This window comes from Agromyces excoecariae (assembly GCF_051715505.1).
Lineage (GTDB): Bacteria > Actinomycetota > Actinomycetes > Actinomycetales > Microbacteriaceae > Agromyces.
This window is the reverse complement of the sequence record NZ_JBPSLA010000001.1, coordinates 40499-66311: the sequence shown is the minus strand read 5'-3', so window position 1 is coordinate 66311 and position 25813 is coordinate 40499. Positions and strand designations below refer to the sequence as shown.

Genomic DNA, 25813 nt, shown 5'->3' with positions numbered 1-25813 from the left:
CGGCTCAGTCGGCGGGCGGCCACCGCCCCGCCCACGGGTCGAAGTCGGCGAGCAGCGGACCCTGCTCGGGCCGGTCCGCCTCGGGCACGTGCTGCAGGTTGACCCGCACCCGATACCAGAGCGAACTCGACCCGCGCATGCCGTCGACGAGCACGTCGGCCGGGCTGAGCAGCGGCACCACGGCCGGATGCGAGGCCTTCCATCGCTCGAGCGCCTCGAGCGCCTCGGGCTTCGTCTCGGTGCGGGCCACCTCGATGAGCGGCATCGTCGAGACGCGTCGCCCCGACCCGTCGCCGCGCGCGGCACCCCGCGGCGCCTTCTCGGCCGGGCCGAGCTCCTCGGCCAGTCGGAGCAGCCCGTCGAGGGAGCCGACCGCCTCGTCGATGCCGGCGTGCGGGTCGCCGCGCTCCGCGAAGCGCTGGAGCACGGTCGCGACGGTGAACTCCTCGGGGCGCCTCGAACGGACCTCGTCCCAGTCGAGCGGCGTCGACACCCGCGCGTCGGGCAGCGGCCGGATCGAGTAGGCGGATGCCACGGTGCGGTCCTTCGCGTTCTGGTTGAAGTCGACGAAGACGCTCTCGCCGCGTTCCTCCTTCCACCAGCGCGCCGACGCCAGGCCGGGCGCCCGGCGTTCGACCTCGCGCGCGAGCGACTCCGCCGCCAGCCGCACCTCGCGGAAGTCCCATCGGGGTTCGATGCGCACGAGCAGGTGGATGCCGCGCGAGCCCGACGTCTTCGGCCAGGCCACGAGCCCGTGGTCGTCGAGCACGTCGCGCGCGACCATCGCCACGTCGACGATCTGCGACCAGTCGACGCCCGGCATCGGATCGAGGTCGACGCGGAGCTCGTCGGGATGGTCGAGGTCCTCGGCCCGCACCGGGTGCGGGTTGAGGTCGAGGCATCCGAGGTTCGCGATCCAGGCCAGGCCCGCGGCATCCCGCACGACCGCCTCCTCGGCCGAGGTGCCGCGGGCGTAGTGCAGCGTGGCGGTGTCGATGAAGTCGGGGTGGTTCTCGGGAACGCGCTTCTGGAAGAAGGGTTCCGCGCCGATGCCCTTGACGAAGCGCTTGAGCACCATGGGTCGACCGCCCGCGCCGCGTAGGGCGCCGTCGGCGACCGCGAGGTAGTACTCGACGAGGTCGAGCTTGGTGAGTCCGGGTTCGGGGAAGACGACCCGGTCGGGATGGCTCACCCGGACCTCGTGCCCCCCGACGTCGAGGACCACGGCGTCGTCGCTGCGCGCAGCCATGACACCACGCTAGGGGGTGACCGCCGCCGGCGCTCCTTCCGTGCCGCCCGAGTCGTCGGCCTGATCGTCGTTCGACGGCGCGATCGATCGGCCGGCGGGCGCGTCCGCTCCGTCGTCAGCGGGCGGGCCCGGCCCGTCGTCGCCCTCCGTCGCACGCCGCAGCTGGAGGAGGATCGCGGCGGCCAGGCACGAGGCCCCGAGGAGGGCGAGCAGCGAGCCGACCGCCGAGACGTCGCCGCCGACGGCCGCGAACGCGTCGGCGAGGTGCAGCCCGAGCGCGAACCCGGCCCACCACAGGAAGAAGGTCGTGGCGTGGATGAGCAGCAATCCGACCGTGATCACGTCGTGCGTCGTGACGATGCCGCGTCGCGAGCCCTGGATCGCCACGATGGACCCCGCCGCCGTCGCGAGCGTGGCGCCGACGGCCCAGACGAACGGGCCGCCGTCGATCACCCCGAACCGTTCCACGAGGATCCCGTAGATCTGCGCGAGCGAGAGCTGCGGGACGGTCGCCATGGGATTCCACACCAGCAGGTGCAGCACGCCGAGCGCGACCACCGCGAGCTCCGCGGCGGCGAGGACGACGACCGCGACCGCGACCCGGTCGGGCCGGCTCGGGTCGCGGCGGTGCTCGGACAGCCCGAGAGCGATGAGCGCGTAACCCCCGACGGCGGCCGCGAGCGCCAGCAGGATCAGGAACGGCGAGCGGCCGACGCCGGTCAGCTGCACCACGATCGGCGCGCCGACCGCGACGAGCACCGCGACCCAGCGCCGCCAGGCGCGGGGCTCGCCCGCCAGGAGGAGCAGCAGCAGCCCGAGCGGGAGCGCACCCCAGACCGCGACGATCTCGAGCACGTCGGAGAGGACTCCGACGACCGTTCGCTGCACCGTCGAACCGAACCCGGGCACGGCGAGGTCGACCGACACGCTCGTCGCCGCGAGGACCACGGCGACCGCGAGGAACGATGCGCCGGCACGGGCGCGACGCCCGGCGAACACTCCGTCCCTCGGCATCCGGGTCATGACGACCTCATCTCGTGTCGGGCAGCAGGTGCCCTCCGTCCCCACCATGGCACGGATCACGAGGCGGCGGAAGCCGCCGACGGGCCTCAGCCCGGGCCGGCGGCCGCGGCCTTCGGAGCGTGGTCGCGGTGCACGGTCGCATGCGCCCACGGGTGCAGGATGTCGAGCTGCACCATGGTCGCCGCGAGCTCGACGAGTCCCAGCCCGAAGTAGACCGCCTGCAGGGGGCTGAACGGGATGAACATCATCTGGACGAAGACCCACACGAGCATGCCGAAGCCGGCGACGGCGCAGCCGATCATCGCCCAGCGCATGCGGCGCGAGAGCATCACGAACGCGACGAGGTGCGTGCCGCCGACCACGATCGCGAGCGCGAGGCCGGGGATCGCGAACGACGTGAACGGCGACCCCTCGAGGTAATCGGGCGGGATCGCGAGGGCGGTCCCGCTGAAGTCGATCACCCCGCTCAGCACGAGCGCCGCTCCACCGAGCACGCTCGTGATCCCGACGAAGATCTGCACCGTCAGCAGCAGCCGGCGCGCCACGCCCTGCACGGTCATCCTCGGCACCCCCTTCGCATGGGTCGGGTCGCGTCAAGCCTGATCCGAGCTCCGAGCGCGTGACGGGGCCGAAGGTCATGCGGATGCCTCCGGCCCGCGCCGTGCTCAGTAGCCGGATGCGGCGGGCGGGACCGGCCCGGCCGTGCGAGCGTTCGCACCCTCGTGCGCCCCGTCGCCCGGGTCGGCGGCGCGTGCGAGCGCCTGCTCCAGGTCGCGCGCGAGGTCGTCGACGTGCTCGAGACCCACCGAGAGGCGCACGAGCCCCTCGGGAATCGTGTCCGCCTCCGCGGGCCACCGGCGGCGGCGCTCGAGCTGCGACTCGACGCCCCCGAGGCTCGTCGAATGCACCCACACCCGGGTCGACGCCGCGACGCGCTCAGCGGCATCCGCACCGCCCGCGACGACGATCGAGACGATCGTGCCGAAGCCCGGGTAGCGGAGCTCGTCGAGCGCGGGGTGGTCCGCGAAGCGGGCGGCGAGCTCTCGGGCGTTCGCCTGGGCTCGCTCGAGGCGCACGGGCAGCGTGCGGAGGCCGCGGAGTGCGAGGAAGGCGTCGAGCGGGCCCGGGATCGCGCCGCCGAGGCTCCGTCGCGTCACGATGCGGTCGCGGAGGGCGGCGTCGCGTGCGATCACCGCGCCCATGACGACGTCGCTGTGGCCCGAGATCGACTTCGTCGCCGAGTGCACCACGAGGTCGGCGCCCGACTCGAGAGGGCGCTGGAGGAGCGGCGTCGCGAACGTGTTGTCGACCGCGAGGAGCGCGCCCGCCGCGCGTGCGGCGCGGCCGATCGCCGTGAGGTCGGCGACCTCGAGCGCCGGGTTGGTGGGCGACTCGACCCAGACGAGGTCGGCACCGCGCGCGGCATCCGCCACCGCCGCCGCATCGCGGACGTCGACGTAGCGGACCGCGACGTTCCGGGTGGCGACGAGGTCGTCGAGCAGGCCGATCGTTCCCGTGTAGGAGTGCCGGGGCGCGACCACGGTGCCGCCCGTCGGCACCAGCGCGAGCACGGCCGAGATCGCGCCCATGCCCGACGCGAACGCGACGCACTCCCCGCCCTCGAGCGCGCCGAGCGCCTCCTCGAAGGCCGTCCACGACGGGTTGCCGTAGCGGCCGTAGGCGGTCGGGCCGCCCTCGTGGAAGGTCGAGGCGAGGTGCACGGGGGTGCTCATCGGCCCGTCGGGCTCGCGCGGCGGCCGGCCGGCGTGCACGGCGACGGTCTCGGGGTGCAGGTCGTCGTGCGTGCCCTCGTCCGCTCGGGGATCGCGGGTTCGGTCGTGCATGGCTGGTCCTCTCGTCGACGGTCCAGGTCGATCCTCGCCCATCGTCGGCGGCCGTGACGACCGCTGCCGCCCAGGCGCGCGATCCGATCCCGGCGTCACTGCCGGTCGATGACGGGGTGCACGACGGCGTCGGTCACGTCCACCTCCACGCCCACGATCGAGGGGATCTCCGACTCGAGCACCTCGCGGAGCTCCGAGACCGGGGGGATCCGTCCGCCGGGCGCCTGGACCGAGATCCGCGCGACGAGGCTCTTCCAGGTGATGCCGTCGATCTCGCCGCCGTCGTCGCCGATCCACTCGGTCGCGGCCGCCTGGATCCGGGCGGTCCACGTGGCCTGCGCGACGATGACGAGGGTGTTGAGGCCGAGCGGGATCACGGTGAGCACGGTCAGCACCGTCACGATCGTGTACGCCCGCCGCCGCCGGGCGGGCAGCGCGAGCGCGTCGCGCGAGTACCCGGCGATCGTGAACACGATCGCTCCGGCGATGATCAGGGCGACCACGTTCGAGAAGAACAGCAGGAACGCGCCGAACGCGCCGTCGAAGTCGCCCTGCCCGAGCGTGACGCCGACGACGGCGAGGGGCGGGACCAGCGAGATCGCGATCGCGACGCCCGGCAGGACGGCGCTGAGGTCCTTGCGGCTCATGGCGAACGCGCCCGCGACGCCGGTCGCGAGGGCGGCGACGAGGTCCATCAGCTGCGGCGAGGTGCGCCCGGTGATCTGCGAGTTCGCGGCGAGGTTCGCGCCGTTCGGCAGGACGACCGAGAACGCGGCCCCGATCAGGATCACCGCCCCCACCGCACCGGCGACCCAGACGACGGATGCCACGACGAGCCGGGCACGACCGGTGACGATCCCGGCGGCGATGCCGAGGATCGGCGTGCCGAGGGGAGCGATGATCATCGCGCCGATCACGGTGGCGGTCGAGTCGAGCAGCACCCCGGCCGCGGCGATGATCGCCGACAGCACGAGCATGATCACGAAGCCGCTGCGCTTGCCCACCCGGTCGCCCGACCCCAGGTCGAGTTGGTCGAGCAGGTCGGTGAGCGGGTTGCGCTGCAGCGTCGGCAGCAGCATCGCGGTCAACTTCGCCACACCCGGATGATCCCACCGGGGCCGCGCGGCGACAACCGGCGACTCGTGGGCCGCGAGCAGTTCGGACGCGCGACGGTGGCGGGGCGCACACTTGAGGGGTGGATCCCGACCTCGCCTTCGACTGGCGCGCCCCGCACGAGACCGACGTCGCGCAGACGCTCGGCGTGCTCCGGAGGGGTCCGGGCGACCCGACGTTCGTGCGCACGTCCGACGGTGCGATCTGGCGGTCCACCCTGACCGACGCCGGGGCGGCGACCCTGCGCATCGTGCAGCGCGACGTCGACCTCGTCCGCGTCGACGCCTGGGGGCCGGGGGCCGCCGCGGCGGTCGCCCTCGCACCCTCGATGCTCGGGGAGCGCGACGACACGACCGGCTTCCGCACCGGCATCGAAGAACTCGACGCCGCGCACCGGCGCAATCCGGGCCTGCGCGTGCCGCGCACCGCGCGCGTGATGGAGTCGCTCGTGCCGGCGATCCTCGAGCAGAAGGTGATCACGCTGCAGGCGCACGCCTCGTGGCGCCGGCTCGTGCTCGCGTTCGGCACCCCCGCACCCGGGCCCGTGCCTCGCCCGATGCGGGTCGCCCCCTCGGCCGACGGATGGCGCGCCATCCCGGTCTGGGAGTGGCACCGCGCCGGCGTCGACCCCAAGCGCGCGGCGGCGATCCAGCGCGTCGCCGCTCGCGCCGCACGCATCGAGGAGGCCGCGGAGCTCGCGCACGTCGACGCCGCGGCGCGGCTGACCCTGTTCCCCGGCGTCGGCGCGTGGACGGCCGCCGAGGTCGGGCAGCGCGCCCTGGGCGACCCGGACGCCGTGTCGGTCGGCGACTACCACCTCTCGAACTACGTCGGCCACGCGCTGTTCGGCCGCGACATGACCGACGAGGAGATGCTCGAGGCGCTCGAACCGTGGGCCGGGCAGCGCTATCGCGTGATCCGCCTGATGATGGCGGCGGGGCTCCGTGGCCGGCCGCGGCGGGGGCCGCGGATGTCGTTCGTCGACCATCGAGGGCGCTGAGCGGCGCGGTCACTCGGTCGCCGCCTCGCCCGGCCGAGTGACCTTCGGCCCGGCGACCGCGATCACCCCTCGGCGAGGCTGGGGACACGCAGTCGTCAATGCCACGAAGGGGTGATCGCAGGTGTTCACGCAGGTCGTCGTCGGATGGGACGGATCGCCGAACTCGGATGCGGCGCTGAAGTGGGCCGCGGACCGGGGGGACGCCGCGCCCCTCCTCATCGTCCACACGCTGCCGGGAGCCGACACGTCGAGCGAGTACCTCCGGGCGACCGGCGACCTCCCCGAGGCGCGTGTCGAGCTCATCGACCGGGCCGACCGCCTCCGGACGGAGCATCCGTCGCGGCCGATCGACACGCTCACCGTCCACGGGCGCCCCGACCGGGAACTGGCCGCGTACCTCGACAGCGGGGCCCTGGTCGTGGTCGGGTCCTCGCAGAGCGGCCACGAGACCGCCTGGACGCTCGGCGCCCGCCTCGCCGGCCGCCGCGGTCGCGGCGCGGTCGCGGTGATCCCGCCCGACTGGGAGGAGGTCGATCGCCGCGGGGTGGTGGTCGGGGTCGACGGATCCGCCCGCTCGAAGGAGGCCGTGCGCTTCGCGATCGAGGAGTCGGTACGGCTCGGGGAGCCGCTCGAACTCGTGCACGCGTGGGTCGTCCCGACGAGCTGGAACTCGGCGTACGTCGAGTACCTGAGCGACGTCTCGGTCATGGAGGACATGCGGCGGGACGTGCTCGACGACGCGCTGGCGCATGCGCGGGCGCACGGTGCCGACCCCGTGGGTCGCCTCGAGCGCGGAGCCGCGGCGGAGGTGCTCGCCGTCGCGACCGAGTCCGCCAGCGTCGTGATCGTCGCGAGCCACACGGCGGGCGGCATGGCGCGCTTCCTGCTCGGCTCCGTCAGCCACGACCTCCTCCTTCGCGCGACGGGTCCGGTCATCGTCGTCAGCGACGTCGGGTAGAGCCGTGGGCGCGCGGAGCATCCGCTTCCTCGGCGCAGCGGACACGGTCACCGGGTCGCGGCACCTCGTCGAGGGCGACGGTGCGCGCGTGCTCGTGGACTGCGGCCTGTTCCAGGGCTACAAGGTGCTGCGGGCACGGAACCGGCAGGAGTTCCCGGTCGCACCCGCGTCGATCGACGCGGTCGTGCTGACCCACGCCCACCTCGACCACTCCGGGTACCTGCCGGCACTCGTGCGGGACGGCTTCGCCGGGCGGATCCTCGCGACGCCGGGCACGATCGAGCTCGCCGAGATCCTGCTGGCCGACAGCGCGTACCTCATGGAGGAGGAGGCCCGACACGCGGCATCCCGCCACTGGTCGAAGCACGCCGACCCCCGTCCGCTCTACACGTCGGAGGACGTCGGGCGGACGATGCCGAGGTTCCAGCCCGTGGAGTTCCACGAGTCGCGGACGGTCGCCCCGGGCATCGAGGCGCGCCTCGTGCACGCCGGCCACATCCTGGGAGCGGCGCAGGTGCGGCTCGACGTCGACGGCGCCACCGCGCACTTCACCGGCGACCTCGGTCGGCCCGACGACCCGCTCATGCGGCCGCCCGAGGCGCTCGAGACGTGCGACGTGCTGGTCGCCGAGTCGACCTACGGCGACCGGACGCATGCCCACGACGATCCCGAGCGGCAGCTCGGCGACGTCATCCGGCGCGTGGCACGGCGCGGGGGCGTGGTGCTCATCCCCGCGTTCGCGATCGGCCGCACCGAGAGCGTGCTGCTGCACCTCTCGCGGCTCGCTGACCGCGGCGAACTGCCGGACGTGCCGATCTACCTCAACAGTCCCATGGCCGTCGACGCCGTCGAGATCTACGAGCGCCACCCCGAGGAGCACCGGCTCGGCGGCGACGAGCTGCGTCGCATGTACGGCCTCGCCCGGCGCGTCACGACCGTCGACGACTCCAAGCTGCTGAACCTCCGCGGCGGCCCGCTCGTGATCATCTCGGCCAGCGGCATGCTGACGGGCGGACGCATCCTGCACCACATCGAGGCCTACGGGTCGGATCCGCACAACGCGATCGTGCTGACCGGGTTCCAGGCCGGCGGCACGCGCGGTGCCGCGCTGCAGGCCGGCGAGCGGTCGCTCCGGCTGTTCGGCCGCGACGTCCCGATCCGCGCCGAGGTGGCGATGATCGAGTCGATGTCGGCGCACGCCGACGCGGAGCAGATCCTCGGCTGGATGCGAACGGCGCCCGAGCCGCCGGGCATGACCTGGGTCGTGCACGGCGAGGCGCACGCGGCCGACACGCTCCGAGCGCGCATCAGGCGCGAGCTCGGGTGGCGGGCCCGCGTGCCGGACCTCGGCCAGGTCGCCCCGCTCGAACCCGCCGTCGCGCGGGCCGAAGCGGCTGAGGACCGGGTCGCGGCGATCGACGCCTCGATCTGAGGGAAGGGCTCGCCCGAGGCATCCGCTCACTGACAAGCTCGAAGCACGGAGAAAGGAATCGCGATGGACGGACAGGACGACGGGCGACCCCCCACACGGCATCTCGGCGTGGAGGAGTGTTGGCAGCGCATCGAGGCGGCGGCGTTCGGCCGAATCGCGGTCTTCGCCGCGGGCGAGGTCGACATCTTCCCCGTCAACCACATGGTCGACCACGACGGCCCCGATGCGCCCGCGCTCGTCTTCCGCACGGCCGCCGGCACGAAGCTGCTCGAGCTGACCATCCACTCGCACGTCGCGTTCGAGGTCGACGGCTACACCGACGCCGATGCCTTCAGCGTGGTCGTGAAGGGCGAGGCGCGCCAGCTCGAGCGGGAGAGCGAGATCGAGCACGCCGAGACGCTCGGCGTGCACCCGTGGGCGCCGGAGGAGAAGGACCGCTGGGTGCGGATCCAGCCGACCGACGTGCGCGGGCGCGAGTTCCAGCGCTGAGACGGCGACACGTGACGCGGCCGCGCCGCCGCGTCAGTCGACGAGCGCGTCGAGCGTCGGGTGCAGGTGCCGGCTGACCAGGACGGATGCCGCGTGCTGGGCGCCGACCTCGAGCGCCGAGTCGACGTCGGCCCCGTCGAGCATCGCATGCAGCATTCCGGACATGAACGCGTCGCCCGCGCCGTTCGCGTCGAGCACCTCGACGGGCACCGCCTCGACCCGGTGCTCGGTGACGCGGCCCGCCTCGGTCGAGAGCGCGACGGCGCCGGCGGCGCCGAGCGTGCAGACCGCGAGACGCGCCCCCTCGTCGACCACGCGGCGCAGGAACGGCATCGGATCGCCGCCCAGCCGATCGGCGTTGAGGAAGACCGCGTCGGCGGCGTCGAGGAACGGGCGGTGGAACTCGGCCTCGCCGTCGTAGTCGTGCAGGTCGGTCCAGATCGGCCGGCCCGATGCGCGGGCGTCGGGGATCAACCGCCGCGAGCGCTCGGAGAGGTCGAGCACGATCGCCGCGGCATCCTCCATCGCAGCGGTCAGCCGGCCGTCGGCCTTCGCGGCGCGGTCGTCGGGCGTCGAGAGGTAGATCGAGACGCGCTCGCCGAGTGGCGTCATGAGGTTGAGGTGCCGTTCGGTGCGTCCGCCGTCGACGATGTCGAGGTCGAGTCCGTCGACCCGCTCGAGGATGCCGCGCAGGCGCTCGCCGTCGGCATCCGGCCCGACGACCGTGAACAGCGTCACCGGCCGGCCGAACGCCGCGAGCCCCAGCGCCTTGCCCGCCGACGTGCCGCCGACGCTCTCGTGGTCGCCCAGCGCGAACTGCATGTGCGGCACCGGTTCGGGCAGCCGTTCGACCTGCACCATCCGGTTCCACGACGCCGGCCCCGAGATCACGACCCTGCCGCTCACGCGCTGCTCCCGTCCGCCGCGCCGGTCGCAGCCCCGTCCCATCCTGCCGTGGCCCGCGGCGCCGCGCCCGCCTGAAGCGTGCGTCGCGTGGCCAGCCTGTGGTGGGATGACCGGGTGGACACCGGTCAGGCGGCCGTCGACGCGCGTCCCGACGGCTTGAGCGCCGGCGAGGTCGCCGAGCGTGTCGCGCGCGGTGACACGAACGCGTTCGAGAGTCCGACGAGCCGGAGCGCGTGGAGCATCGTCAAGGCGAACGTCTTCACCCTCTTCAACGGCATCATCGCGGCCTGCTTCATCGTGCTGCTCCTCATCGGCCGATGGCAGGACGCGCTCTTCGGCTTCAGCGCGATCGGGAACACCGTCATCGGCTCCTGGCAGGAGTTCAGCGCCAAGCGCGCGCTCGACCGGCTCGCGCTGCTCCACGCGCCGAGTGCGCGCGTCCGGCGCGACGGGCGGGAGGAGGACGTGCCGCTCGCCGACGTGGTCCTCGAGGACCGCCTCGTGCTGCGCGCGGGCGACCAGGTTCCGGCCGATGCGAAGGTCGTGGCATCCGAGCGCCTGCAGCTCGACGAGTCGATGCTGACGGGGGAGTCGGATCCCGTCGACAAGCAGCCCGGCGACGAGGTGCTGTCGGGCTCGATCGTCATCGGCGGCGCCGGTGCCGCGGTGGTCGACCGCGTCGGCGCCGACGCGTTCGCGAACAAGCTCTCGAGCGAGGCCAAGCAGTTCTCGCTCGTCGCCTCCGAGCTGCGATCGTCGCTGAACCGGCTGCTCGGCTGGGTGGCCTGGATCATCGGGCCCGTCAGCCTCCTCGTGCTCAACGCGCAGATGGTCGCGCAGGGCGGCTGGGCCGAGGCGATCGAGGATGGAACGTGGGACGATGCGATCGTCGCGACCGTCGCCGCGATCGTCGCGATGATCCCGCTCGGGCTCGTGCTCATGACGAGCATCGCGTTCGCGGTCGGCGCGGTGCGTCTCGCGAGCCGGAAGGTCCTCGTGCAGGAACTGCCGGCCGTCGAGGGCCTCGCGCGTGTCGACCTCATCTGCCTCGACAAGACCGGCACCCTCACCGAGGGCGACATCGTGTTCGATGCGGCGCACCCGGTCTCGCTCGAACCGCCGGACGGCTGGACCGACGTGCTCGCCTGGTACGGCGCCGATCCCGAGGCGAACGCGACCGCGCGGTGCCTCGTCGAGCCGTACCCGGTTCGGCAGGCGCTCGAACCGCGGGCGCGTGTGGCCTTCGCGTCGTCGCGCAAGTGGAGCGCAGTCGGCTTCACGGGCGCCGGCACCTGGGTGCTCGGAGGGCCCGAGATGGTGTTCCCCGCGACGGATGCCACGAGGGCGACCGACACGGCCGGACTCCGGGATCGGGCCGCCGAGCTCGCCGCCACCGGGCGCCGGACGCTCGTGCTCGCGCACAGCCCGGAGGAGCTGACCCCGGAGCGCGCCGAGGCCGAGCGGTTGCCGCGTTCGCTGACCCCGGTCGTGCTCCTCACGTTCCGCGAGAACGTGCGGGGCGATGCGCGTGAGACCCTCGAGTACTTCGCGGAGCAGGGCGTCGCGGTTCGGATCATCTCGGGCGACAACCCGCAGACGGTCGCCGCGATCGCGCGGGAGGTGGGAGTCGACGCCCCGCACGGGATCGACGCGCGCACGCTGCCCGACGATCTCGACGAGCTCGGTGACCTGCTCGAGCGCGAAGTCGTCTTCGGGCGGGTGACGCCCACGCAGAAGCGCGACATCGTGACCGCGCTGCGCCGCCGCGGTCACACCGTGGCCATGACCGGCGACGGCGTGAACGACGCGCTCGCGATCAAGGAGGCCGACATCGGCATCGCGATGGAGTCGGGCTCGTCGGCGACCAAGGCGGTCGCGCGCCTCGTACTGCTCGACGGGCGATTCTCGCACCTGCCCGGGGTCGTGGCCGAGGGTCGCCGTGTCGCGGCGAACATCGAGCGGGTCTCGATGCTGTTCCTGACCAAGACCGCGTATGCGACCGGCCTCGCCGTCCTGTTCGGGGTCATGCTGTTGCCGTTCCCGTTCCTGCCTCGACAGCTCTCCGTCACGGACGGACTGACGATCGGACTGCCGGCGTTCTTCCTCGCCCTGATGCCGAACGCCCGGCGCTACGTGCCCGGCTTCCTGCGACGATCGCTGAGCTTCGCCATCCCGGCCGGCGCGGTCATCGCCCTGGTGCTCGCGCTCTACAGCCGCATGGCGACCGACGCGGGGATCCCCGAGGAGGAGCTCCGGAGCGGTTCGACACTCATCCTCGGCATCGTCGGCCTCTGGGTGCTCATCGTGCTCTCGCGTCCGATCGACGGGTGGAAGATCGTCATCATCGGCGGCATGGCGATCGGGCTGATCGGGATCTACGCGATCCCGTTCATCGCTGACTTCCTCGAGCTCGTCGAGTTGGGCGAGACCGCGGCGGTGCTCGCGCTCGCCGCATCGATCGTCGCGATCGGGGGCGTCGAGGTCGTTCGGTTCGTGCACCGCAGGGCGGTCGCACGCATGACCCCGACCGTTCCCGCGGCGCTCGTGGCCGCGGTCAGGCAGACGGCTCCGGGCGTGACGAGCGACCCTCGCGGAAGTACCGAGCGCCCCGACCGGTCCACAGCACGAGGATGACGGCGATCGGCACGACCGCGCCGATGAGGGTCGACCAGATCGAGTCGGCGTCGCGCACGAGGTCGAGCACCGAGGTCGTGAGCGACAGGCCCATGAGCGCGGTGACGAAGATCCGGGCCGAGTTCCGCGCTCGCGTGAGCCCCGAGGCCATCGCGATGGTGAGCAGGCCGATGAGGATGAGCGCCGCGCCGAGGAGCGTGACGGGCAGTTGCTCCCCGTCGCGCCGGACCTCGGCGTCGTAGCGCGCGAGCACGAGCAGCACTCCGAGCGCGATGTCGACGAATCCGGCCAGGTAGGTCAGCACGACCACGGCGATGATCCGCTTGGGTGGCCGCCGCGCCGCGCGCGTCTCGTCGCTCATGAGCCCTCCCGGCGTGCCGTGATGCGGCCCAGCCTACGAGTACGCTGGCGACCACCCCGGCCGCCACCCGCGAGGAGTCCCGCATGCCCTTCTTCGACCTGCCCGCAGCCGAGCTCCGCACGTTCCGTCCCGAGGTGGCCGAGCCGAACGACTTCGACGCGTTCTGGGCCGAGACGCTGGCCGCCTCGCGCGCGGTCGCCGAGCCGCCGCGGCTGACCCGCGTCGACTCGCCGCTCTCGCTCGTCGAGGTCTACGACGTCGAGTTCTCCGGGTACGCGGGCGATCCGGTGAAGGGCTGGTTCCTGGTGCCGGCGGATGCCGCGGGGCCGCTGCCCGCGGTGATCGAGTACAACGGCTACGGCGGCGGCCGCGGGCTCCCGCACGAGCGGCTGCAGTGGGCGGCATCCGGCTACGCGCACTTCTTCATGGACACCCGCGGCCAGGGCAGCGCGTGGGGCACTGGAGGCGGCACGCCCGACCCGCACGGCACGGGACCTTCGTTCCCGGGGTTCATGACGCGCGGCATCCACGACCCGGGCGAGTACTACTACCGGCGGGTGTTCGCCGACGCGGTGCTCGCGATCGACACGGTGCGCTCACTCGAGGCCATCGACGCCGACCGGGTCGCCGTGACGGGCGGATCGCAGGGCGGCGGAATCGCGCTCGCCGCAGCGGGCCTGACGGAGGGCCTCGTCGGCGCGATGCCGGACGTTCCGTTCCTCTGCTGCTTCGAGCGGTCGGTCGGGCTGACCGACCGCGACCCCTACAACGAGATCGTCCGGTACCTCGCGATCCACCGCGACGCCGCGCCGACCGTCTTCCGCACGCTCTCGTACTTCGACGGCGTGAACTTCGCCAAGCGCGCGAGCGCGCCCGCACTCGTCTCCGTCGCGCTCATGGACCCGGTGTGCCCGCCGTCGACGGTCTACGCCGCGGCCAACCACCACGCGGTCGGCGCCGAGGTCGTCGAGTACGCGTTCAACGAGCACGAGGGCGGGCAGGGCGTGCACTGGCAGCGCCAGGCGGCGTGGCTCGCCGAGCGGCTGGGGGCGGTCGCCGATGCGGGCTGAGCGGGAGCCGCAGCCGGTGATCCGGGAGCACGGTCAGGTCGGCACCGTGAAGTCATAGCGGACGGCTCGGTTCCCCTCCCGCACCACCTTCAGCGGAGGTACGGTCGCGTTGGGTCGGTCGCTCCGGACGAGATGCGCGGCAACCCCGAGCCGGCCCGTGAGCTCGGTGAGCAGTTCCGTCCTCGGGATCTTCGTGAACGATCCGTGCTCGACGACCGAGACCGCCGCCCACACGTCGCGCTGCGCGTCGGTCGTGAGGACGTCCTCGACAAACCGCACGGGGGTCGCGTTGTGGCTTCCGTGGTGACCGACCTTGTAGAACGTCGTCCGCGCCATGAGGTCCCGGCGGAGGTCGTCGTCGAGGTTGACCTCCCAGGTCCCCCATTGCGAATCGCCCGGGAAGAGCAGCACCGCCTCGCCGATCTCGAACACGAGCATCAGGCTCGTGTTGTTGACGGCGCTCTCGAGCGCGACGGCGCCCATCAGGCGCGATCGCCGGGCGATGTCCCGGAGGCGCTCCTCGAGCAGGGGCGGGAGCAGGCCGTCGCCTGGGACGATCGGATCGAACGGCAGGTCGTCGGATCGGTCGGATAGAGGCAGGTCGTCGGCGAGCCGGAGGAAGCTCTCGCCGGACGGCGGGTTCATCTCCCGGATCACGTCCTCGTCGCGCGACGGACCGAGCACGTGCACCTTCACCCCGGGCAGGAGCTCCCGGGTATCGAGCGTGCCCGGCCGTCGGTCGAGGAACCGCCGCTTGGTGCCGCCCGATCCGCGGCCGAAACCGCGATGGAGCGTCGCCATGGCGGTCTCGTTCGACAGCGCGAGAGTGTTCTCCAGGACGTGGTCGACGAGTTCGATCTCGACGGCCGACATCGCGGCGAAACGTCCCGCGTCGCGATCCGTCCGCAGCGAATCGGCGAAGGACGCCATCGTCTCGAGCAACTCGCGGGCGGTGGGATCGTTCGGATCCTCCGTCCACGGCATCCATACCTCGGACACGGCGACCCCGTTCCAGAGTTCGCTCGCGAAGCCGGACACGTGATCGCGGTGCCGGTGCGTCATCGCGACGACGTCGACCGACGGACCGGATCCGCTGTCGAGGTCGGTGACGAGCCTGCGGACCACCGAGTCGATGTCGCCCGCGGACCCGCGCTTGATCGACCCGCAGTCGATGAGGATCTTCCGTTCGCCGGCGACGGTCGGAATTCGGAGGAGGAAGCAGTCGCCGAAGCCCACGTTGTACATCGAGATCGTGACGTCGTCCATGATCGGATCACTCCTCGATGGACCGCTCACCGGATCGACCGGCCGACCCGGACCGGTCGGTGCGGCGCACCGGCGACATCTGGTGGACGAGGGCGAAATCGAACCGCTGCTGCATCCGCTTCGCGAACCCGGGATCGTTTCCGAACCATGGCGAGCGCGGGTCGCGCTGGTCGCATTGGTCCACGAACGCCGCGACGTCCGCCAACCGGCCTCTTGGTCTGCCCCGGTCGTCCACGCCGAGCTCGAGGGGCTTGCGGATCACATAACGCGGGGACCCGTCACCCGAGAATACGACGGTCGTCCCGGCACGCACGTCGAGCCCGCCGACCGGATCGGCCGGAGCGCCGGTGTCGCCCTGGACGAACTGCGCGATCGCCTCGGTCAGCGGCAGGCCGTCCACGCCGACCCTGAAGACGAGGTCGAGGCCGCGGACCTCGATCGGACGGTCGGTCGAGTCGGGCGAGAGCCCGAGGAGCTGATGGTGGTTCTGCCCGTACTTGAGCACATGCTGCTTGAGGTCGTCACGTTCGCTGATGCGCCGGTCAAGACGTTGCTGGACGCGAGACGAGGTGTCGTCGTCGGTCTCGTCGGCCGAGGCCGCCCCCCACTCGGCGACCTCGTACGCCGCGAGCCGGTCGAGCACCGTCTGGGCGAGCGGTTCCGGCGCCGCACCTCCGTTCCCGGCCAGGCCGGGCCACAGCAGCGATTCCTCGTTCGGCGAAAACACTCCCTTCGGATGGATGCCGCGGGACAGGAACGCGTCGACGAGGTTGGCGCGGAGGTCGAAGGGGTCGCTGGGGTTGAGCTCCCGGTCGGCGGTGACGAGCGCCCGCAGGAAGTCGCTGAACGTGATGTCGAGCGGCGGTAGGTAGTCGAACGCCCGGATGCAGAGGTCGAGCACGCGCTGCGCGGTGTCGCTCGCCTCGTCCGTGATCCGATCGACCAACTCGGCTCCGAGGAATCCCTCGCCGAGCAACCCCGTTCCGCCCGTCGCGATCCGGATCAAGTCCTCCACGCGCGCGGAATACGTCGCGAAGAATGCGTCGAAGACCGCCCGGACGAGGACCGCACCGCGATCGTGCGGCTCGAACGTATCCTCGTAGGTCGCCATTTCGTCGCTGCGATCGCGCGCGCTGCGCAGCGCCCGGCCCGCGCCGGTGGAGTGGCCGAACTGCGCTGCGAGCTCGAGCAACGGACCGGGTCTGGACAGGTCGGTGCGACCCGCCTGGACGGCGTCGGCGAGCACTCCGGGGAATCCGAAGTGCTGGAAGATGGCGACGATGTCGGCGATCGCCTCGTGGAACGCGAACACGTCTTTGTTGGTGGCCTCGCGGAACAGCGGCCGCAGGTTGTGGACGATCGCGTGCGTAACCTCGTGGGCGATGATGTCGTGCGACAGGCACGTGAAGATCCACTGGTTGGGCAGGTTGCCGCCAGGGTCGTCGGGGTCCGCGCGGAAGTACCCGAAGTAGACGGCGTTCGTCGTCGGGTCGAAGAACGCGTTGCGTCCGCGGAACGCATGGGGGACGAGGACGACGGGATGCTCGAACTGCACGCGGCGTCCGAGCGCCCGCTCGAAGTTCGCGACCACCTTCATCGCCACGGCGTAGACCATCTGCTGGTGGAACTTCGGGTCGTCGACGGTCGGCGGGAGCCCGCCGCCGGCGACGAGCCGCGGGTCCTCCAGGTCGACCACCTCGTAGAATCGCTCCGAGCCGGCGTCGTAGTCGACGACGTCGAACAGGCGGCCGCGGAGCCGCACGTTCACGTCCGGTGGCGCGTTCACGTCCGGTGGCTGCGCGTTCACGTCCGGTGGCGCGTTCACGTCCGGTGGCTGCGCGTTCACGTCCGGGTGGCGCTCGACCTGGAGCGCCTCGTAGGGGATCTCAAGCGAGATCCGGAACCTGCGTCGTCTGCCGAGTTGGGGGTCGAAGGCGTAGATCTGGAGTTGACGGGAGGCGAGCGTGCCGTGCCCGCGGGCCGTCGGCCGGGTGGGACGGAGGTCACGGGCGATCTCCGGTGATCCGTACTGCTCCGTCGGGACCGATGAGAACTTCGAGGCGGACCGCATGGTCGGCTCCTTCCCCCTACCCCCGAGGGTACGGATTCGGAACGGAATGGGCCAGTGATCCGCTCCGTCGCTCATGGATCCGGTGTGCCCGCCGTCGACGGTCTACGCCGCGGCCAACCACCCGCGGTCGTCGTCCGCGCGGGTCAGAGCTCGCGGGCGACGTACCGCTCGATCTCCTCGTCGGAGGCGGCGATCCCGGCGTCGGCCAACCGCCGTCGCAGTTCGGCCTCCTCGTCGCGCGCGTGGCCCAGGCGCAGGTCGCTGCGCACCTGCTCGAGGATCCCGGCGACGCGGTCGGCCCGACTCGCGTCGGCTGCGCCCTCCTCGATCGGCTCGTCCTGGGTGTCAGGGGTCTCGGCCATGGTCCCTCCCTCCGGCGGCGTGCGGGCCGCCTCCTCCGATGCTCGCCGCCGGGCGCGGCATCCGTCGAGGCATTGACAGCTCACGTGACGGTGATGAGGGTGCGCTGCCAGCCCGTCGATCCGTCGGGCGCGATCGGGGCGCGTTCCTCGACCTGCACTCGCCCGTCGCGGTCGACGGCCCGCACCGTGGCGTAGTGCGTGCCGGGCGTGGCATCCCACTCGAGCATCCACTGCACCCAGGTGTCGGCGTTGATCGGCGTCGACAGCGTCGCGGGGCGCCAGTCGCCGTCGTCGATGCGCACCTCGACGCGTTCGATGCCGACCGTCTGCGCCCAGGCGACCCCCGCGATCACGACGGGCCCCGCCGGCACGGGGCGGCCCGGCTTCGGCGTGTCGATGCGGGACGACAGCTTGATCGGCGCCTCGGCGCTGTAGCCGCGGGGCGTCCAGTACGCCTCGTCGTCGGCGAAGGTCGTGACCGTCAGGCCGACGAGCCACTTCGTCGCCGAGACGTAGCCGTACAGCCCCGGCACGACCATCCGCACGGGGAACCCGTGCTCGAGGGGCAGCGGCTCGCCGTTCATGCCGACGGCGAGGATCGCATCGCGCCCGTCGTCGGTCAGCGCCTCGAGCGGGGTCGACGCCGTGAAGCCGTCGACGCTCCGCGAGAGCACCATGTCGGCGCCGTGCCGCGGGCCGGCGAGGGCGAGGATGTCGCGGACGGGCACGCCGACCCAGATCGCGTTGCCGACGAGGTCGCCGCCGACCTCGTTCGACACGCACGTGAGCGTCACGCCGAACTCGTCGAGCCCCATCGCGACGAGGTCGTCGAAGCCCAGTTCGATGCGTCGGTCCACCATCCCGTCGACGACCAGTCGCCACGTCGCGGGGTCCACCTCGGGGACGGTGAGCGCCGTGTCGACGCGATAGAACTCGGCGTTCGGCGTGATCAGCGGGCTGAGACCGGGGACGTCGAGTTCGGCGCCGGCGGGCACCGTCACGAGCGATCGCGGCGCCGGGAGCCGCAGCGCTGCGCGGATCGCCTCGATGGACGAGGTCGCGGCCTTCGCGAACCGTGCGCCGAGGCCGACGACGACGGCGGATGCCGCGGCGACGCCGGTCAGCGCGAGGAACCGCCGGCGGTCGAGCCGGGGGTCGGTGCCGGGGCCGGTGCCGGTGCCGGTGCCGTCGGCCTCGCGCACGCCGTCGTGCCAGGCGCGGAGCCGGACGACGGCCTCTCGGAGGACCAGGACGGCGGCGACCGTGCCGGCGACGGCCGGCAGCCACGACCAGCCCGACGCGCCCGCCCGCGTGACGCCCGCGGCGACGGCGGCGGCTCCCGCGAGCCCCAGCGCGAACAGGCCGAGCGGCGGCCGGACGAGCTGCAGGATCCCGGATGCCGCGCTCGCGACGACCACGGCGAGACCGAGTCCGCCGAGCAGGACCGGCTTGTCGGCTTCGCCGAAGGTGGCGATCGCGAACTCCTTCAACGGTCGTGGCACGACGTCGATCACGAATCCGCCGACCGCGAGCACGGGGCTCGCGTCGCCGGCGACGAGCAGCGCGAGGAGCTCGGCGACCGCGATGAAGGCCGCGCCGGCGACGACGCCGGCGACTGCGGCCCAGGCGAGGAATCGCAGGCGAGGCCCTCGCGCCGGTCGGCTCGTGCGCGCCATGGTCCCTCCGCAGCCGCGGGGCGTCGGATGCCCGCTGCGAGTGGTTCGTCGCGGTCGCCGATCCGGTTCGGTCCGGGGGACGAGCCGAGTCGCGCCCCCTCGGTGTCGGCGGCGCGTGGTGGGCTGGGCGCATGGGGTTCGATGCGTGGTTCCTGGGCGTCGAGGCGCCGATGCCGGCGGTGCCCGCGACGGATGCCGCGGCATCCGTCGCGCTCGACTACCTGCACTTCGCGATCGTGCTCGACACCGGCAGGCGGTTCGCGCGCATCACGGGCGTGAACGTCGACGGCGGGGCGCTCGTCGAGGTCGAGCGGGGCGACGACTGGCGGTACGACGCGCGCATCCCGGAGGACTGGCAGGCCGGGCCCGAGGTCTACGCCCGCAACGACCTCGACCGCGGGCACCTCGTCAGGCGCCGCGATCCCGTGTGGGGTCCGCCCGAGGTCGCGGTGCGCGCGAACGCCGAGACGTTCCGCTACCCGAACGCGGCGCCCCAGCAGGCCGAGTTCAACCAGTCGCTCGAGCTCTGGAACGGGCTGGAGGACCACGTGCTCGAGTTCGCGCGCGTGCACGCGCAGCGCCTCAGCGTGTTCACCGCGCCCGTGCTCGCGCCCGACGATCCGCCGTACCGCGGCATCCGGGTGCCCCTCCGGTTCGTCAAGGTCGTCGCGTGGCGATCGGGCGACGCGCTCGCGACCGCGGGCTTCCTCCTCGACCAGGCGCCCGTCGTCGACCTCGACGACCCGCTCCGCAGCCGGGCGGGCATCGCCGCGCGCGAGCGCGCCCGGGTCGCCGCCGGCGCGACCGAGGTGCCCGACCTCGGGCCGTTCCGCACCTTCCAGGTGGCCGTGGCCGATATCGCCGCGATCACCGGGCTCGAGATGCCCGCGCTCACCGCCGCCGACCGGATGCCGCCCGGGCTCGTCGCCGCCGGCCCACGCGAGGTCACGCGGCCGGAGGACCTGCGGCTCGGCGCACGCTAGCCGCGGCGTCCTCGAGCAACTGCAGCCCTTCCGGCCATTCGCCGAGTCCGCTCGCGGCGTTCACGTGGCCTCGGGCGCCGAGGTCGACGAAGCCGGCGCCCCACGCCGCAGCGGTGGCCGCGCTCCACGAGAGCTCCGCGTAGGGGTCGTCCGACGAGGCCAGCACGGTGACGTGGATGCCGAGCGGCCCGGCCGGGAGGGTGAAGCCGCCGGCCGTCGCCGCCGAGGGGAACACCGGGCCGGCGGGGTCGGGCGGCGCGACGAGGATGGCGCCCGCGATGCGCGCGGACGCGGCATCCGCCTTGAACGCCCACTGCGCGACGGCGAGGCAGCCGAGGCTGTGGGCGACGATCACCGGCGGGGCCGGGGTCGCGGCGACCGAGCGTTCGATCGCGGCGACCCAGTCGGCGAGCTCCGGCTCGTCCCACGACGCCGGCGCGATGCGGGTCGTGCCGGTGAGCGCGGCCTCCCAGCGCGACTGCCAGTGCTCGGGGCCCGAGCCGCCGATGCCGGGCACGATGACGAGGGGGTGGGTCACGGCGCCCAGCATCGCATCCCGTGCCGCGCCGCGGCGACGCATTCCGTCATCCGTCGCCCGGTGACAGGCTGGGGGCATGGCGGAACCCGGGATCCTCCGCACCGACGTGCTCGTCGTGGGCGCGGGCCCGAGCGGGCTCATGGCCGCGGTGGTGCTCGCCCGACGGGGCGTCGACGCCATCGTGGTCGATGCCAAGGACGGCCCGACGCACGAGTCGCGCGCACTGCTCGTGCAGGCGCGCTCGATGGAGCTGTACGACCAGCTCGGGCTCGCCGATCGGGTGCTCGCGGGTCGTGCCGACGCCCAGGGTGCGGTGCTGTGCTTCCGGCACCGCGAGCTCGGCCGCATCCCGTTGCGCCGGTTCGGCGAGGGGCTCACCCCGTTCCCCGACCTCACGATCTTCGAGCAGAGCCTCAACGAGCGCCTGCTCGTCGACGCGCTCGGCGAATCCGGGCGCGAGGTCCGGTGGCGTCACCGCCTCGTGGGGTTGCGGTCGCAGACGTCGCTCGTCTCGGCGACGCTGGAGCATCCGGACGGACGCCTCGTCATCGAGGCGCGCCACGTCATCGGCGCCGACGGCGCGCACTCGGCCGTCCGCGAGCTGCACGGCATCCCGTTCGAGGGCGTGACCAACCAGCACACGTTCTTCGTCGCCGATGCGGTCGGGGTCAGCGGGCTCGTCGAGGGCTGGGTCAACGTGCGCTTCGCCCCCGACGACCTGCTGCTGTCGTTCCCGATGGGCGGCGAGGGGCACCATCGCATCCTCGGCGTCGTGCGCGACACCGAGCTCGAGGGCGCCGACGAGCTCTCCGAGAAGCTCCTCCGCTCGCGACTCGCGCGCGGGTTCACCGTGGGCTACCGCGCATCGACCTGGTTCGCGACCTACCGGCTGCACCACCGGGTGGCGGCCCGGTTCCGCGACGGGCGCTGCTTCGTCGTCGGCGATGCGGCGCACATCCACTCGCCGGTCGGCGGCCAGGGCATGAACACGGGCCTCCAGGACGCCCACAACCTCGCGAACGCGCTCGCCGACGTGCTGGTCGACGGCATGCCGCCGGCACGGCTCGACCGCTACGAGGCGGAGCGACGCCCGGTCGCACTGAAGCTCGTCGCGACGACGGATCGGCTCTTCTCGAACGTGACGTCGGAGTCGCACCGCGCGCACGCCATACGCGGCCGGATGATCCCGACCCTTGGACCGGTGATCGCGCCGATGCTCCCGCGGATCCTCGGTGCAGAACGGATCTTCGGCCTGATCTCGCAGATCCGGATCAGGTACCGGATGTCGCCGCGCCGCCCGTCGCGCTCCCAGGTGCGGGACGACATCGTCGGCAAGCGGCTGCCGTACGCCGGCGGCGACGCTTCGAACTTCGACGCGCTGCGCTCCTTCCGGTGGCAGGTGCACGGGTACGGGGCGCCCCCGGAACTCGTGCGGGGCGTCGCCGAGTCGCTCGGCCTCGAACACCACGTGTTCCCGCCCGCGGCGGGACGGCTGCGATCCGACCGCCTCTACCTCGTGCGCCCGGACGGGTTCGTGGCCGCCGAGGCGAGCGTCGCCGCCGGACGTCGCGCACCGCGGGGCACGGTGCCCGCGAGCTTCGTCGAGCAGCTCGACGGGTGAACGCTCGGACGGGCGCCGGAAGCCGACGCCCGCCCGACCCGCGCCGCGACCAACGTCGCGACTCGGGTGTCAGCCCCCGGTGGGCGCCTCCTCGGACGCGGCGACGGGCACCGGTGCGACGCGAGCCGACCAGGTCGTCGCGTCGCGCGACATCGTCCACGGTTCCGTGCGGCGCAGGCCGTGGCATCCGAGCACGACCTTCGCGACGCCGTCGGCGAGGTCGCGCGACGACGGCGGATTGATGCGGTTCAGCTCGTCGAGGCTGAACGCGTCGACCGCGACCGGCTCGATGCTCCCGGCCGTGAACAGCAGCAGGTCCCACGACTCGACATCGTCGGTCACCACGACCCGGCGCAATTCCACTCGCCCCGCGTGCTGCACCTCGTCGTCGGTCAGGCTTCCGAATGGCTTCGTCATCGCGCACCCCTGATCACAGCCAACCGCAGCGCGCGCCGGCTCGGCGACAGGTTCGGGGGCGAGTCGCGCAGCGCGTATCGTCGTTCCGTGCCGCACGAGACCGATCCCGGGTCGCTTCCCCTCCACGCCGACGCCGCACTCCGACGCCGCCGGTTCGCCGGAGCCGCGACCCAGCTGGGCACCGAGGTGTCGATCAACTTCGGCTCGTCGCTCGCCGGCCTCGTCATCCCGGTCGTCGGCACGTTCGTCGTCGTCGCGGTCCGCCAGCTCGTCATGGCCGCCGCCGTGCTCCCGTTCTACCGCCCGAAGCGGGCCGGGCTCACCTGGCACCGACTGCGCCCGGCGATCGCCCTCGGCATCGTGCTGGCCGTCATGAACATCACGTTCTACATGTCGATCGACCGGCTCGGCCTCGGCATCGCGGCGACGATCGAGTTCCTCGGACCGCTCTCGATCGCCCTGTTCACCTCGCGGCGCCCGCTCGACGTGGCGTGCGCGATCGCGGCGGGCGCGGGCGTGTACCTGCTGATCGCGCCGGGCATCGGCGAGGGCGGGGCGGATGCCGCGGCCGCGGCGGGTTCGGCAGCGACCGGGGTGGACCCGGTCGGCGTGCTGCTGGCGCTCGCCGCTGCGGCGAGCTGGGCCGCGTACATCCTGCTCACGCGCCGCGTGGCGACCCGCCTGCCGGGGCTCGAGGGCCTGACGGTGGCGAGCCTCGTGAGCCTCGTCCTGCTCCTGCCCATCGCGATCTGGACGTTCGACGCATCCGTCGTCGACTGGCGCATCGCGGGGCTGCTGCTCGGGGTGGGCGTGCTCAGCTCGGCGTTGCCGTACAGCCTCGACACGTACATCCTGCGCCGCATCACGCCGCGCCTCTACGCGATCATCACGAGCTTCGGCCCGGTCATCGCCGCGGTCTTCGGCGTGCTCGTGCTCGGCGAGTCGTTCACGGTCGTCGAGGCGATCGCCATCGTCGTCGTGTGCGGCGCGGCGGCGATCGCGCTCGCGACGCAGCGCGAACGCCCGGTCTCCGACCTCGAGGCCACGGCGCAGACGATCCCCTGAACCCGTGCGACCGGGCGCGCGGCGTCGTAGCGTGGGAGCGGGTGCGGCGACGGGGCCGTGCGCGACGTCGAGGAGGGCGCGATGGCCGTGATCGGGTGGATCGGACTCGGGCACATGGGCGGGCCGATGGCCGCGCACCTGGTCGAGGCGGGGCACGAGGTCGTCGGCTTCGACGTCGACGCCGGCATGGCCGAGCGGGCGGCCGCGTCGGGCGTGCGAGTGGTGGCGGATGCCGCGACCGCGGCGCGCGACGCCGACGCCGTGTTCACCTCGCTGCCGAGGTCCGAGCACTCGCGCGAGGTGCTCATCGGGGGAACCGGTGGGCGGGTGGGCGTCTTCGACGTGGTTCGGCACGACGCCCTCGTGCTCGACACGTCGACGGTGGACGTCGCCACGTCGCGCGCCTGCCACGACGCGGCGGAGGCACGCGGCATCCGCTTCGTCGACGCGCCCGTCTCGGGCGGGATCGCGGGTGCGCACGCGGGGACGCTGACCTTCATGCTCGGCGGGGAGGAGGCCGCGACGGGCGAAGCGGCGGGGCTCGTGGCACCGATGGCGGGCCATGTGTTCGTCGTCGGCGGGCCCACCGCGGGCATCGCCGCGAAGCTCGCGAACAACCTCATGCTCTTCATCACGCTCCAGGCGTCGTCGGAGGGCGCGCGGCTCGCGGAGGCGCTCGGACTCGACCCGACGGTCTTCCACGACATCGCGACGGTCTCGTCGGGCGACTCGTGGCCGCTGCGCACCTGGTACCCGGTGCCGGGCGTCGTGCCGACGAGCCCGGCGAACCGCAACTTCGAGGCCACCTTCACGACGCGGCTCGCCGAGAAGGACCTGTCGTACGCGCTCGAGGCGGGCGAGGCCGCCGGGCTCGACCTGGCTGCCGGCCGATTGGCCATGGAGCGGTTCACGCGGCTGATCGACGAGGGGTACGGCGACCTGGACTGCAGCCTCGTCGTGAAGTACGTCGGGCGCGACGGCCGCACCCCGGGGTTCGCACCGAACGACTGAATCCCGTCGAGCTCGCGGCATCCGTTCACCTCGATCTCGGTACCCTCGAAGGGGCGACGCGAGGAGGTGCGGATGGGGGCGTTCCAATGGCCGTGGCGGCGTGGGCGTCGCCGGGTCAAGATGGCGCCGTTCGACCGTTCACGGCTGCCCGAAGCGCGCACGGCCTCCTTCGAGGAGATGCTCGAAGAGGGCATGCTCATGGCCGAGTCGGCCGGGCGGATGGCGCTCAAGAACCGGCTCATCGTGCACGCCCTCCGCACCGACGAGCCGTTCTCCGACGAGCACGCCGCAACCGAGGCGCGTGCGGTGCTCTACGAGCTCGTCCAGGAGGCCGATGAGGCCGCCGAGCACGTGGCCGACGAGCGCGCCGCCGCGGGCAAGCGCGAGGGTCGCTCCCAGCACCAGCACGACTACCACCGCGACGACCTGCTGAACCTGCGTCGCCGCGAGAAGGTCTACGCCTCGGTCGCGAAGGAGCTCTGGACCAAGCGCTCCGACGACGCGTACGTCGCGCACTTCGTCGAGCGCGCCCGGGACGACGCCTGGCAGGAGCTCGGCACCGCGATCGAGCACGAACTCGACCGACGTTGGCCGAGGTACGACGAGGAGCCCGACTACGCCGAGCACCGCGCCGAGCGCATGTCGGTCGTGGGCGACGACCTCAAGCGCGACCTCGCGCGTCTCGAGGCGGCACGGGCCGTCGAGGCGATCCCGGAGTACTGAG

General features: G+C 72.8%; 24 protein-coding genes. 11 read left to right on the top strand and 13 right to left on the bottom strand.

What is annotated here, in order from left to right; all coding sequences use genetic code 11:
• Positions 1-4: 4 nt before the first annotated feature.
• The 5 genes from ligD to ACSJD1_RS00265 form a co-directional block, all read right to left on the bottom strand.
• On the bottom strand, positions 5-1249 hold the full coding sequence (gene ligD / locus ACSJD1_RS00285) for a non-homologous end-joining DNA ligase (protein WP_438853331.1): 1245 nt from the start codon (positions 1247-1249) through the stop codon (positions 5-7).
• A gap of 9 nt (positions 1250-1258) precedes the next feature.
• Positions 1259-2272, bottom strand: a complete 1014-nt coding sequence (locus ACSJD1_RS00280) for a hypothetical protein (protein WP_438853330.1) — start codon at positions 2270-2272, stop codon at positions 1259-1261.
• 86 nt (positions 2273-2358) lie between these two features.
• The gene (locus ACSJD1_RS00275; protein ID WP_438853329.1) at positions 2359-2832 is read right to left on the bottom strand and encodes a hypothetical protein; all 474 of its coding nucleotides are present in this window, start codon (positions 2830-2832) and stop codon (positions 2359-2361) included.
• Between the two features lie 105 nt (positions 2833-2937).
• Entirely contained in the window at positions 2938-4116 is a 1179-nt protein-coding gene (locus ACSJD1_RS00270; protein ID WP_438853328.1) for a trans-sulfuration enzyme family protein, read from the bottom strand.
• Between the two features lie 95 nt (positions 4117-4211).
• A complete protein-coding gene (locus ACSJD1_RS00265) occupies positions 4212-5213 on the bottom strand; it encodes a TIGR00341 family protein (RefSeq protein WP_438853327.1) in 1002 nt (333 codons plus the stop codon).
• A gap of 98 nt (positions 5214-5311) precedes the next feature.
• On the opposite strand from ACSJD1_RS00265, the gene ACSJD1_RS00260 reads away from it, so the two are divergent.
• The 4 genes from ACSJD1_RS00260 (at position 5312) to ACSJD1_RS00245 (ending at position 9108) form a co-directional block, all read left to right on the top strand.
• A complete protein-coding gene (locus ACSJD1_RS00260) occupies positions 5312-6229 on the top strand; it encodes a DNA-3-methyladenine glycosylase family protein (RefSeq protein ID WP_438853326.1) in 918 nt (305 codons plus the stop codon).
• Positions 6230-6350: 121 nt separating this feature from the next.
• Positions 6351-7187 carry a universal stress protein gene (locus ACSJD1_RS00255; RefSeq protein ID WP_438853325.1) on the top strand — a complete coding sequence of 279 codons (837 nt, stop codon included), beginning with the start codon at positions 6351-6353 and terminating at the stop codon, positions 7185-7187.
• A gap of 4 nt (positions 7188-7191) precedes the next feature.
• A complete protein-coding gene (locus ACSJD1_RS00250; RefSeq protein ID WP_438853324.1) occupies positions 7192-8619 on the top strand; it encodes an MBL fold metallo-hydrolase RNA specificity domain-containing protein in 1428 nt (475 codons plus the stop codon).
• 63 nt (positions 8620-8682) lie between these two features.
• Complete coding sequence (locus ACSJD1_RS00245) at positions 8683-9108, top strand: pyridoxamine 5'-phosphate oxidase family protein (RefSeq protein ID WP_438853323.1); 426 nt, start codon at positions 8683-8685, stop codon at positions 9106-9108.
• A gap of 33 nt (positions 9109-9141) precedes the next feature.
• Here the strand turns inward: ACSJD1_RS00245 and ACSJD1_RS00240 are convergent, their stop codons facing one another.
• Complete coding sequence (locus ACSJD1_RS00240; RefSeq protein ID WP_438853322.1) at positions 9142-10014, bottom strand: carbohydrate kinase family protein; 873 nt, start codon at positions 10012-10014, stop codon at positions 9142-9144.
• A 114-nt stretch (positions 10015-10128) separates the two neighbouring features.
• Here ACSJD1_RS00240 and ACSJD1_RS00235 point away from each other — a divergent pair, with 114 nt between their 5' ends.
• The gene (locus ACSJD1_RS00235; protein WP_438853321.1) at positions 10129-12648 is read left to right on the top strand and encodes an HAD-IC family P-type ATPase; all 2520 of its coding nucleotides are present in this window, start codon (positions 10129-10131) and stop codon (positions 12646-12648) included.
• Here ACSJD1_RS00235 and ACSJD1_RS00230 read toward each other — a convergent pair.
• Entirely contained in the window at positions 12569-13009 is a 441-nt protein-coding gene (locus tag ACSJD1_RS00230) for a hypothetical protein (protein ID WP_438853320.1), read from the bottom strand. The genes ACSJD1_RS00235 and ACSJD1_RS00230 overlap by 80 nt on opposite strands.
• A gap of 83 nt (positions 13010-13092) precedes the next feature.
• On the opposite strand from ACSJD1_RS00230, the gene ACSJD1_RS00225 reads away from it, so the two are divergent.
• Positions 13093-14079 (top strand): acetylxylan esterase, encoded by a 987-nt coding sequence (locus ACSJD1_RS00225; protein ID WP_438853319.1) that lies wholly within the window; start codon positions 13093-13095, stop codon positions 14077-14079.
• 33 nt (positions 14080-14112) lie between these two features.
• On the opposite strand, the gene ACSJD1_RS00220 is transcribed toward ACSJD1_RS00225, so the two are convergent.
• From ACSJD1_RS00220 to ACSJD1_RS00205, 4 genes are all read right to left on the bottom strand, one after another.
• The gene (locus ACSJD1_RS00220) at positions 14113-15345 is read right to left on the bottom strand and encodes a ComEC/Rec2 family competence protein (RefSeq protein WP_438853318.1); all 1233 of its coding nucleotides are present in this window, start codon (positions 15343-15345) and stop codon (positions 14113-14115) included.
• Positions 15346-15352: 7 nt separating this feature from the next.
• On the bottom strand, positions 15353-17416 hold the full coding sequence (locus ACSJD1_RS00215) for a gluzincin family metallopeptidase (RefSeq protein ID WP_438853317.1): 2064 nt from the start codon (positions 17414-17416) through the stop codon (positions 15353-15355).
• A gap of 143 nt (positions 17417-17559) precedes the next feature.
• Positions 17560-17778, bottom strand: coding sequence for a hypothetical protein (locus tag ACSJD1_RS00210; protein ID WP_438853316.1), 219 nt, complete (start codon positions 17776-17778; stop codon positions 17560-17562).
• Between the two features lie 80 nt (positions 17779-17858).
• Complete coding sequence (locus ACSJD1_RS00205; RefSeq protein ID WP_438853315.1) at positions 17859-19454, bottom strand: molybdopterin-dependent oxidoreductase; 1596 nt, start codon at positions 19452-19454, stop codon at positions 17859-17861.
• A gap of 131 nt (positions 19455-19585) precedes the next feature.
• Here ACSJD1_RS00205 and ACSJD1_RS00200 point away from each other — a divergent pair, with 131 nt between their 5' ends.
• Positions 19586-20437: a DNA/RNA non-specific endonuclease gene (locus tag ACSJD1_RS00200; RefSeq protein ID WP_438853314.1), complete on the top strand. Its 852-nt coding sequence runs from the start codon at positions 19586-19588 to the stop codon at positions 20435-20437.
• On the opposite strand, the gene ACSJD1_RS00195 is transcribed toward ACSJD1_RS00200, so the two are convergent.
• Positions 20400-20975, bottom strand: a complete 576-nt coding sequence (locus ACSJD1_RS00195) for an RBBP9/YdeN family alpha/beta hydrolase (protein ID WP_438853313.1) — start codon at positions 20973-20975, stop codon at positions 20400-20402. The two genes, ACSJD1_RS00200 and ACSJD1_RS00195, sit on opposite strands and share 38 nt — an antisense overlap.
• A 76-nt stretch (positions 20976-21051) precedes the next feature.
• Here ACSJD1_RS00195 and ACSJD1_RS00190 point away from each other — a divergent pair, with 76 nt between their 5' ends.
• Positions 21052-22596 carry an FAD-dependent monooxygenase gene (locus tag ACSJD1_RS00190; RefSeq protein ID WP_438853312.1) on the top strand — a complete coding sequence of 515 codons (1545 nt, stop codon included), beginning with the start codon at positions 21052-21054 and terminating at the stop codon, positions 22594-22596.
• A gap of 69 nt (positions 22597-22665) precedes the next feature.
• Here the strand turns inward: ACSJD1_RS00190 and ACSJD1_RS00185 are convergent, their stop codons facing one another.
• Positions 22666-23013 (bottom strand): hypothetical protein, encoded by a 348-nt coding sequence (locus tag ACSJD1_RS00185; RefSeq protein ID WP_155051028.1) that lies wholly within the window; start codon positions 23011-23013, stop codon positions 22666-22668.
• Positions 23014-23100: 87 nt separating this feature from the next.
• On the opposite strand from ACSJD1_RS00185, the gene ACSJD1_RS00180 reads away from it, so the two are divergent.
• The 3 genes from ACSJD1_RS00180 (at position 23101) to ACSJD1_RS00170 (ending at position 25812) form a co-directional block, all read left to right on the top strand.
• Positions 23101-24078, top strand: a complete 978-nt coding sequence (locus ACSJD1_RS00180; protein ID WP_438853311.1) for an EamA family transporter — start codon at positions 23101-23103, stop codon at positions 24076-24078.
• A gap of 81 nt (positions 24079-24159) precedes the next feature.
• A complete protein-coding gene (locus ACSJD1_RS00175) occupies positions 24160-25089 on the top strand; it encodes an NAD(P)-dependent oxidoreductase (RefSeq protein ID WP_438853310.1) in 930 nt (309 codons plus the stop codon).
• Between the two features lie 72 nt (positions 25090-25161).
• The gene (locus tag ACSJD1_RS00170; protein ID WP_438853309.1) at positions 25162-25812 is read left to right on the top strand and encodes a hypothetical protein; all 651 of its coding nucleotides are present in this window, start codon (positions 25162-25164) and stop codon (positions 25810-25812) included.
• Position 25813: the final 1 nt, after the last annotated feature.

Coding starts and splice junctions, on each gene's coding strand:
- ACSJD1_RS00210 (WP_438853316.1), bottom strand. CDS start 17,778: ATGGCCGAGACCCCTGACACCCAGGACGAGCCGATCGAGGAGGGCGCA.
- ACSJD1_RS00175 (WP_438853310.1), top strand. CDS start 24,160: ATGGCCGTGATCGGGTGGATCGGACTCGGGCACATGGGCGGGCCGATG.
- ACSJD1_RS00230 (WP_438853320.1), bottom strand. CDS start 13,009: ATGAGCGACGAGACGCGCGCGGCGCGGCGGCCACCCAAGCGGATCATC.
- ACSJD1_RS00220 (WP_438853318.1), bottom strand. CDS start 15,345: ATGGACGACGTCACGATCTCGATGTACAACGTGGGCTTCGGCGACTGC.
- ACSJD1_RS00185 (WP_155051028.1), bottom strand. CDS start 23,013: ATGACGAAGCCATTCGGAAGCCTGACCGACGACGAGGTGCAGCACGCG.
- ACSJD1_RS00170 (WP_438853309.1), top strand. CDS start 25,162: ATGGGGGCGTTCCAATGGCCGTGGCGGCGTGGGCGTCGCCGGGTCAAG.
- ligD (WP_438853331.1), bottom strand. CDS start 1,249: ATGGCTGCGCGCAGCGACGACGCCGTGGTCCTCGACGTCGGGGGGCAC.
- ACSJD1_RS00215 (WP_438853317.1), bottom strand. CDS start 17,416: ATGCGGTCCGCCTCGAAGTTCTCATCGGTCCCGACGGAGCAGTACGGA.
- ACSJD1_RS00190 (WP_438853312.1), top strand. CDS start 21,052: ATGGCGGAACCCGGGATCCTCCGCACCGACGTGCTCGTCGTGGGCGCG.
- ACSJD1_RS00205 (WP_438853315.1), bottom strand. CDS start 19,454: ATGGCGCGCACGAGCCGACCGGCGCGAGGGCCTCGCCTGCGATTCCTC.
- ACSJD1_RS00280 (WP_438853330.1), bottom strand. CDS start 2,272: ATGACCCGGATGCCGAGGGACGGAGTGTTCGCCGGGCGTCGCGCCCGT.
- ACSJD1_RS00270 (WP_438853328.1), bottom strand. CDS start 4,116: ATGCACGACCGAACCCGCGATCCCCGAGCGGACGAGGGCACGCACGAC.
- ACSJD1_RS00225 (WP_438853319.1), top strand. CDS start 13,093: ATGCCCTTCTTCGACCTGCCCGCAGCCGAGCTCCGCACGTTCCGTCCC.
- ACSJD1_RS00245 (WP_438853323.1), top strand. CDS start 8,683: ATGGACGGACAGGACGACGGGCGACCCCCCACACGGCATCTCGGCGTG.
- ACSJD1_RS00275 (WP_438853329.1), bottom strand. CDS start 2,832: ATGACCGTGCAGGGCGTGGCGCGCCGGCTGCTGCTGACGGTGCAGATC.
- ACSJD1_RS00200 (WP_438853314.1), top strand. CDS start 19,586: ATGGGGTTCGATGCGTGGTTCCTGGGCGTCGAGGCGCCGATGCCGGCG.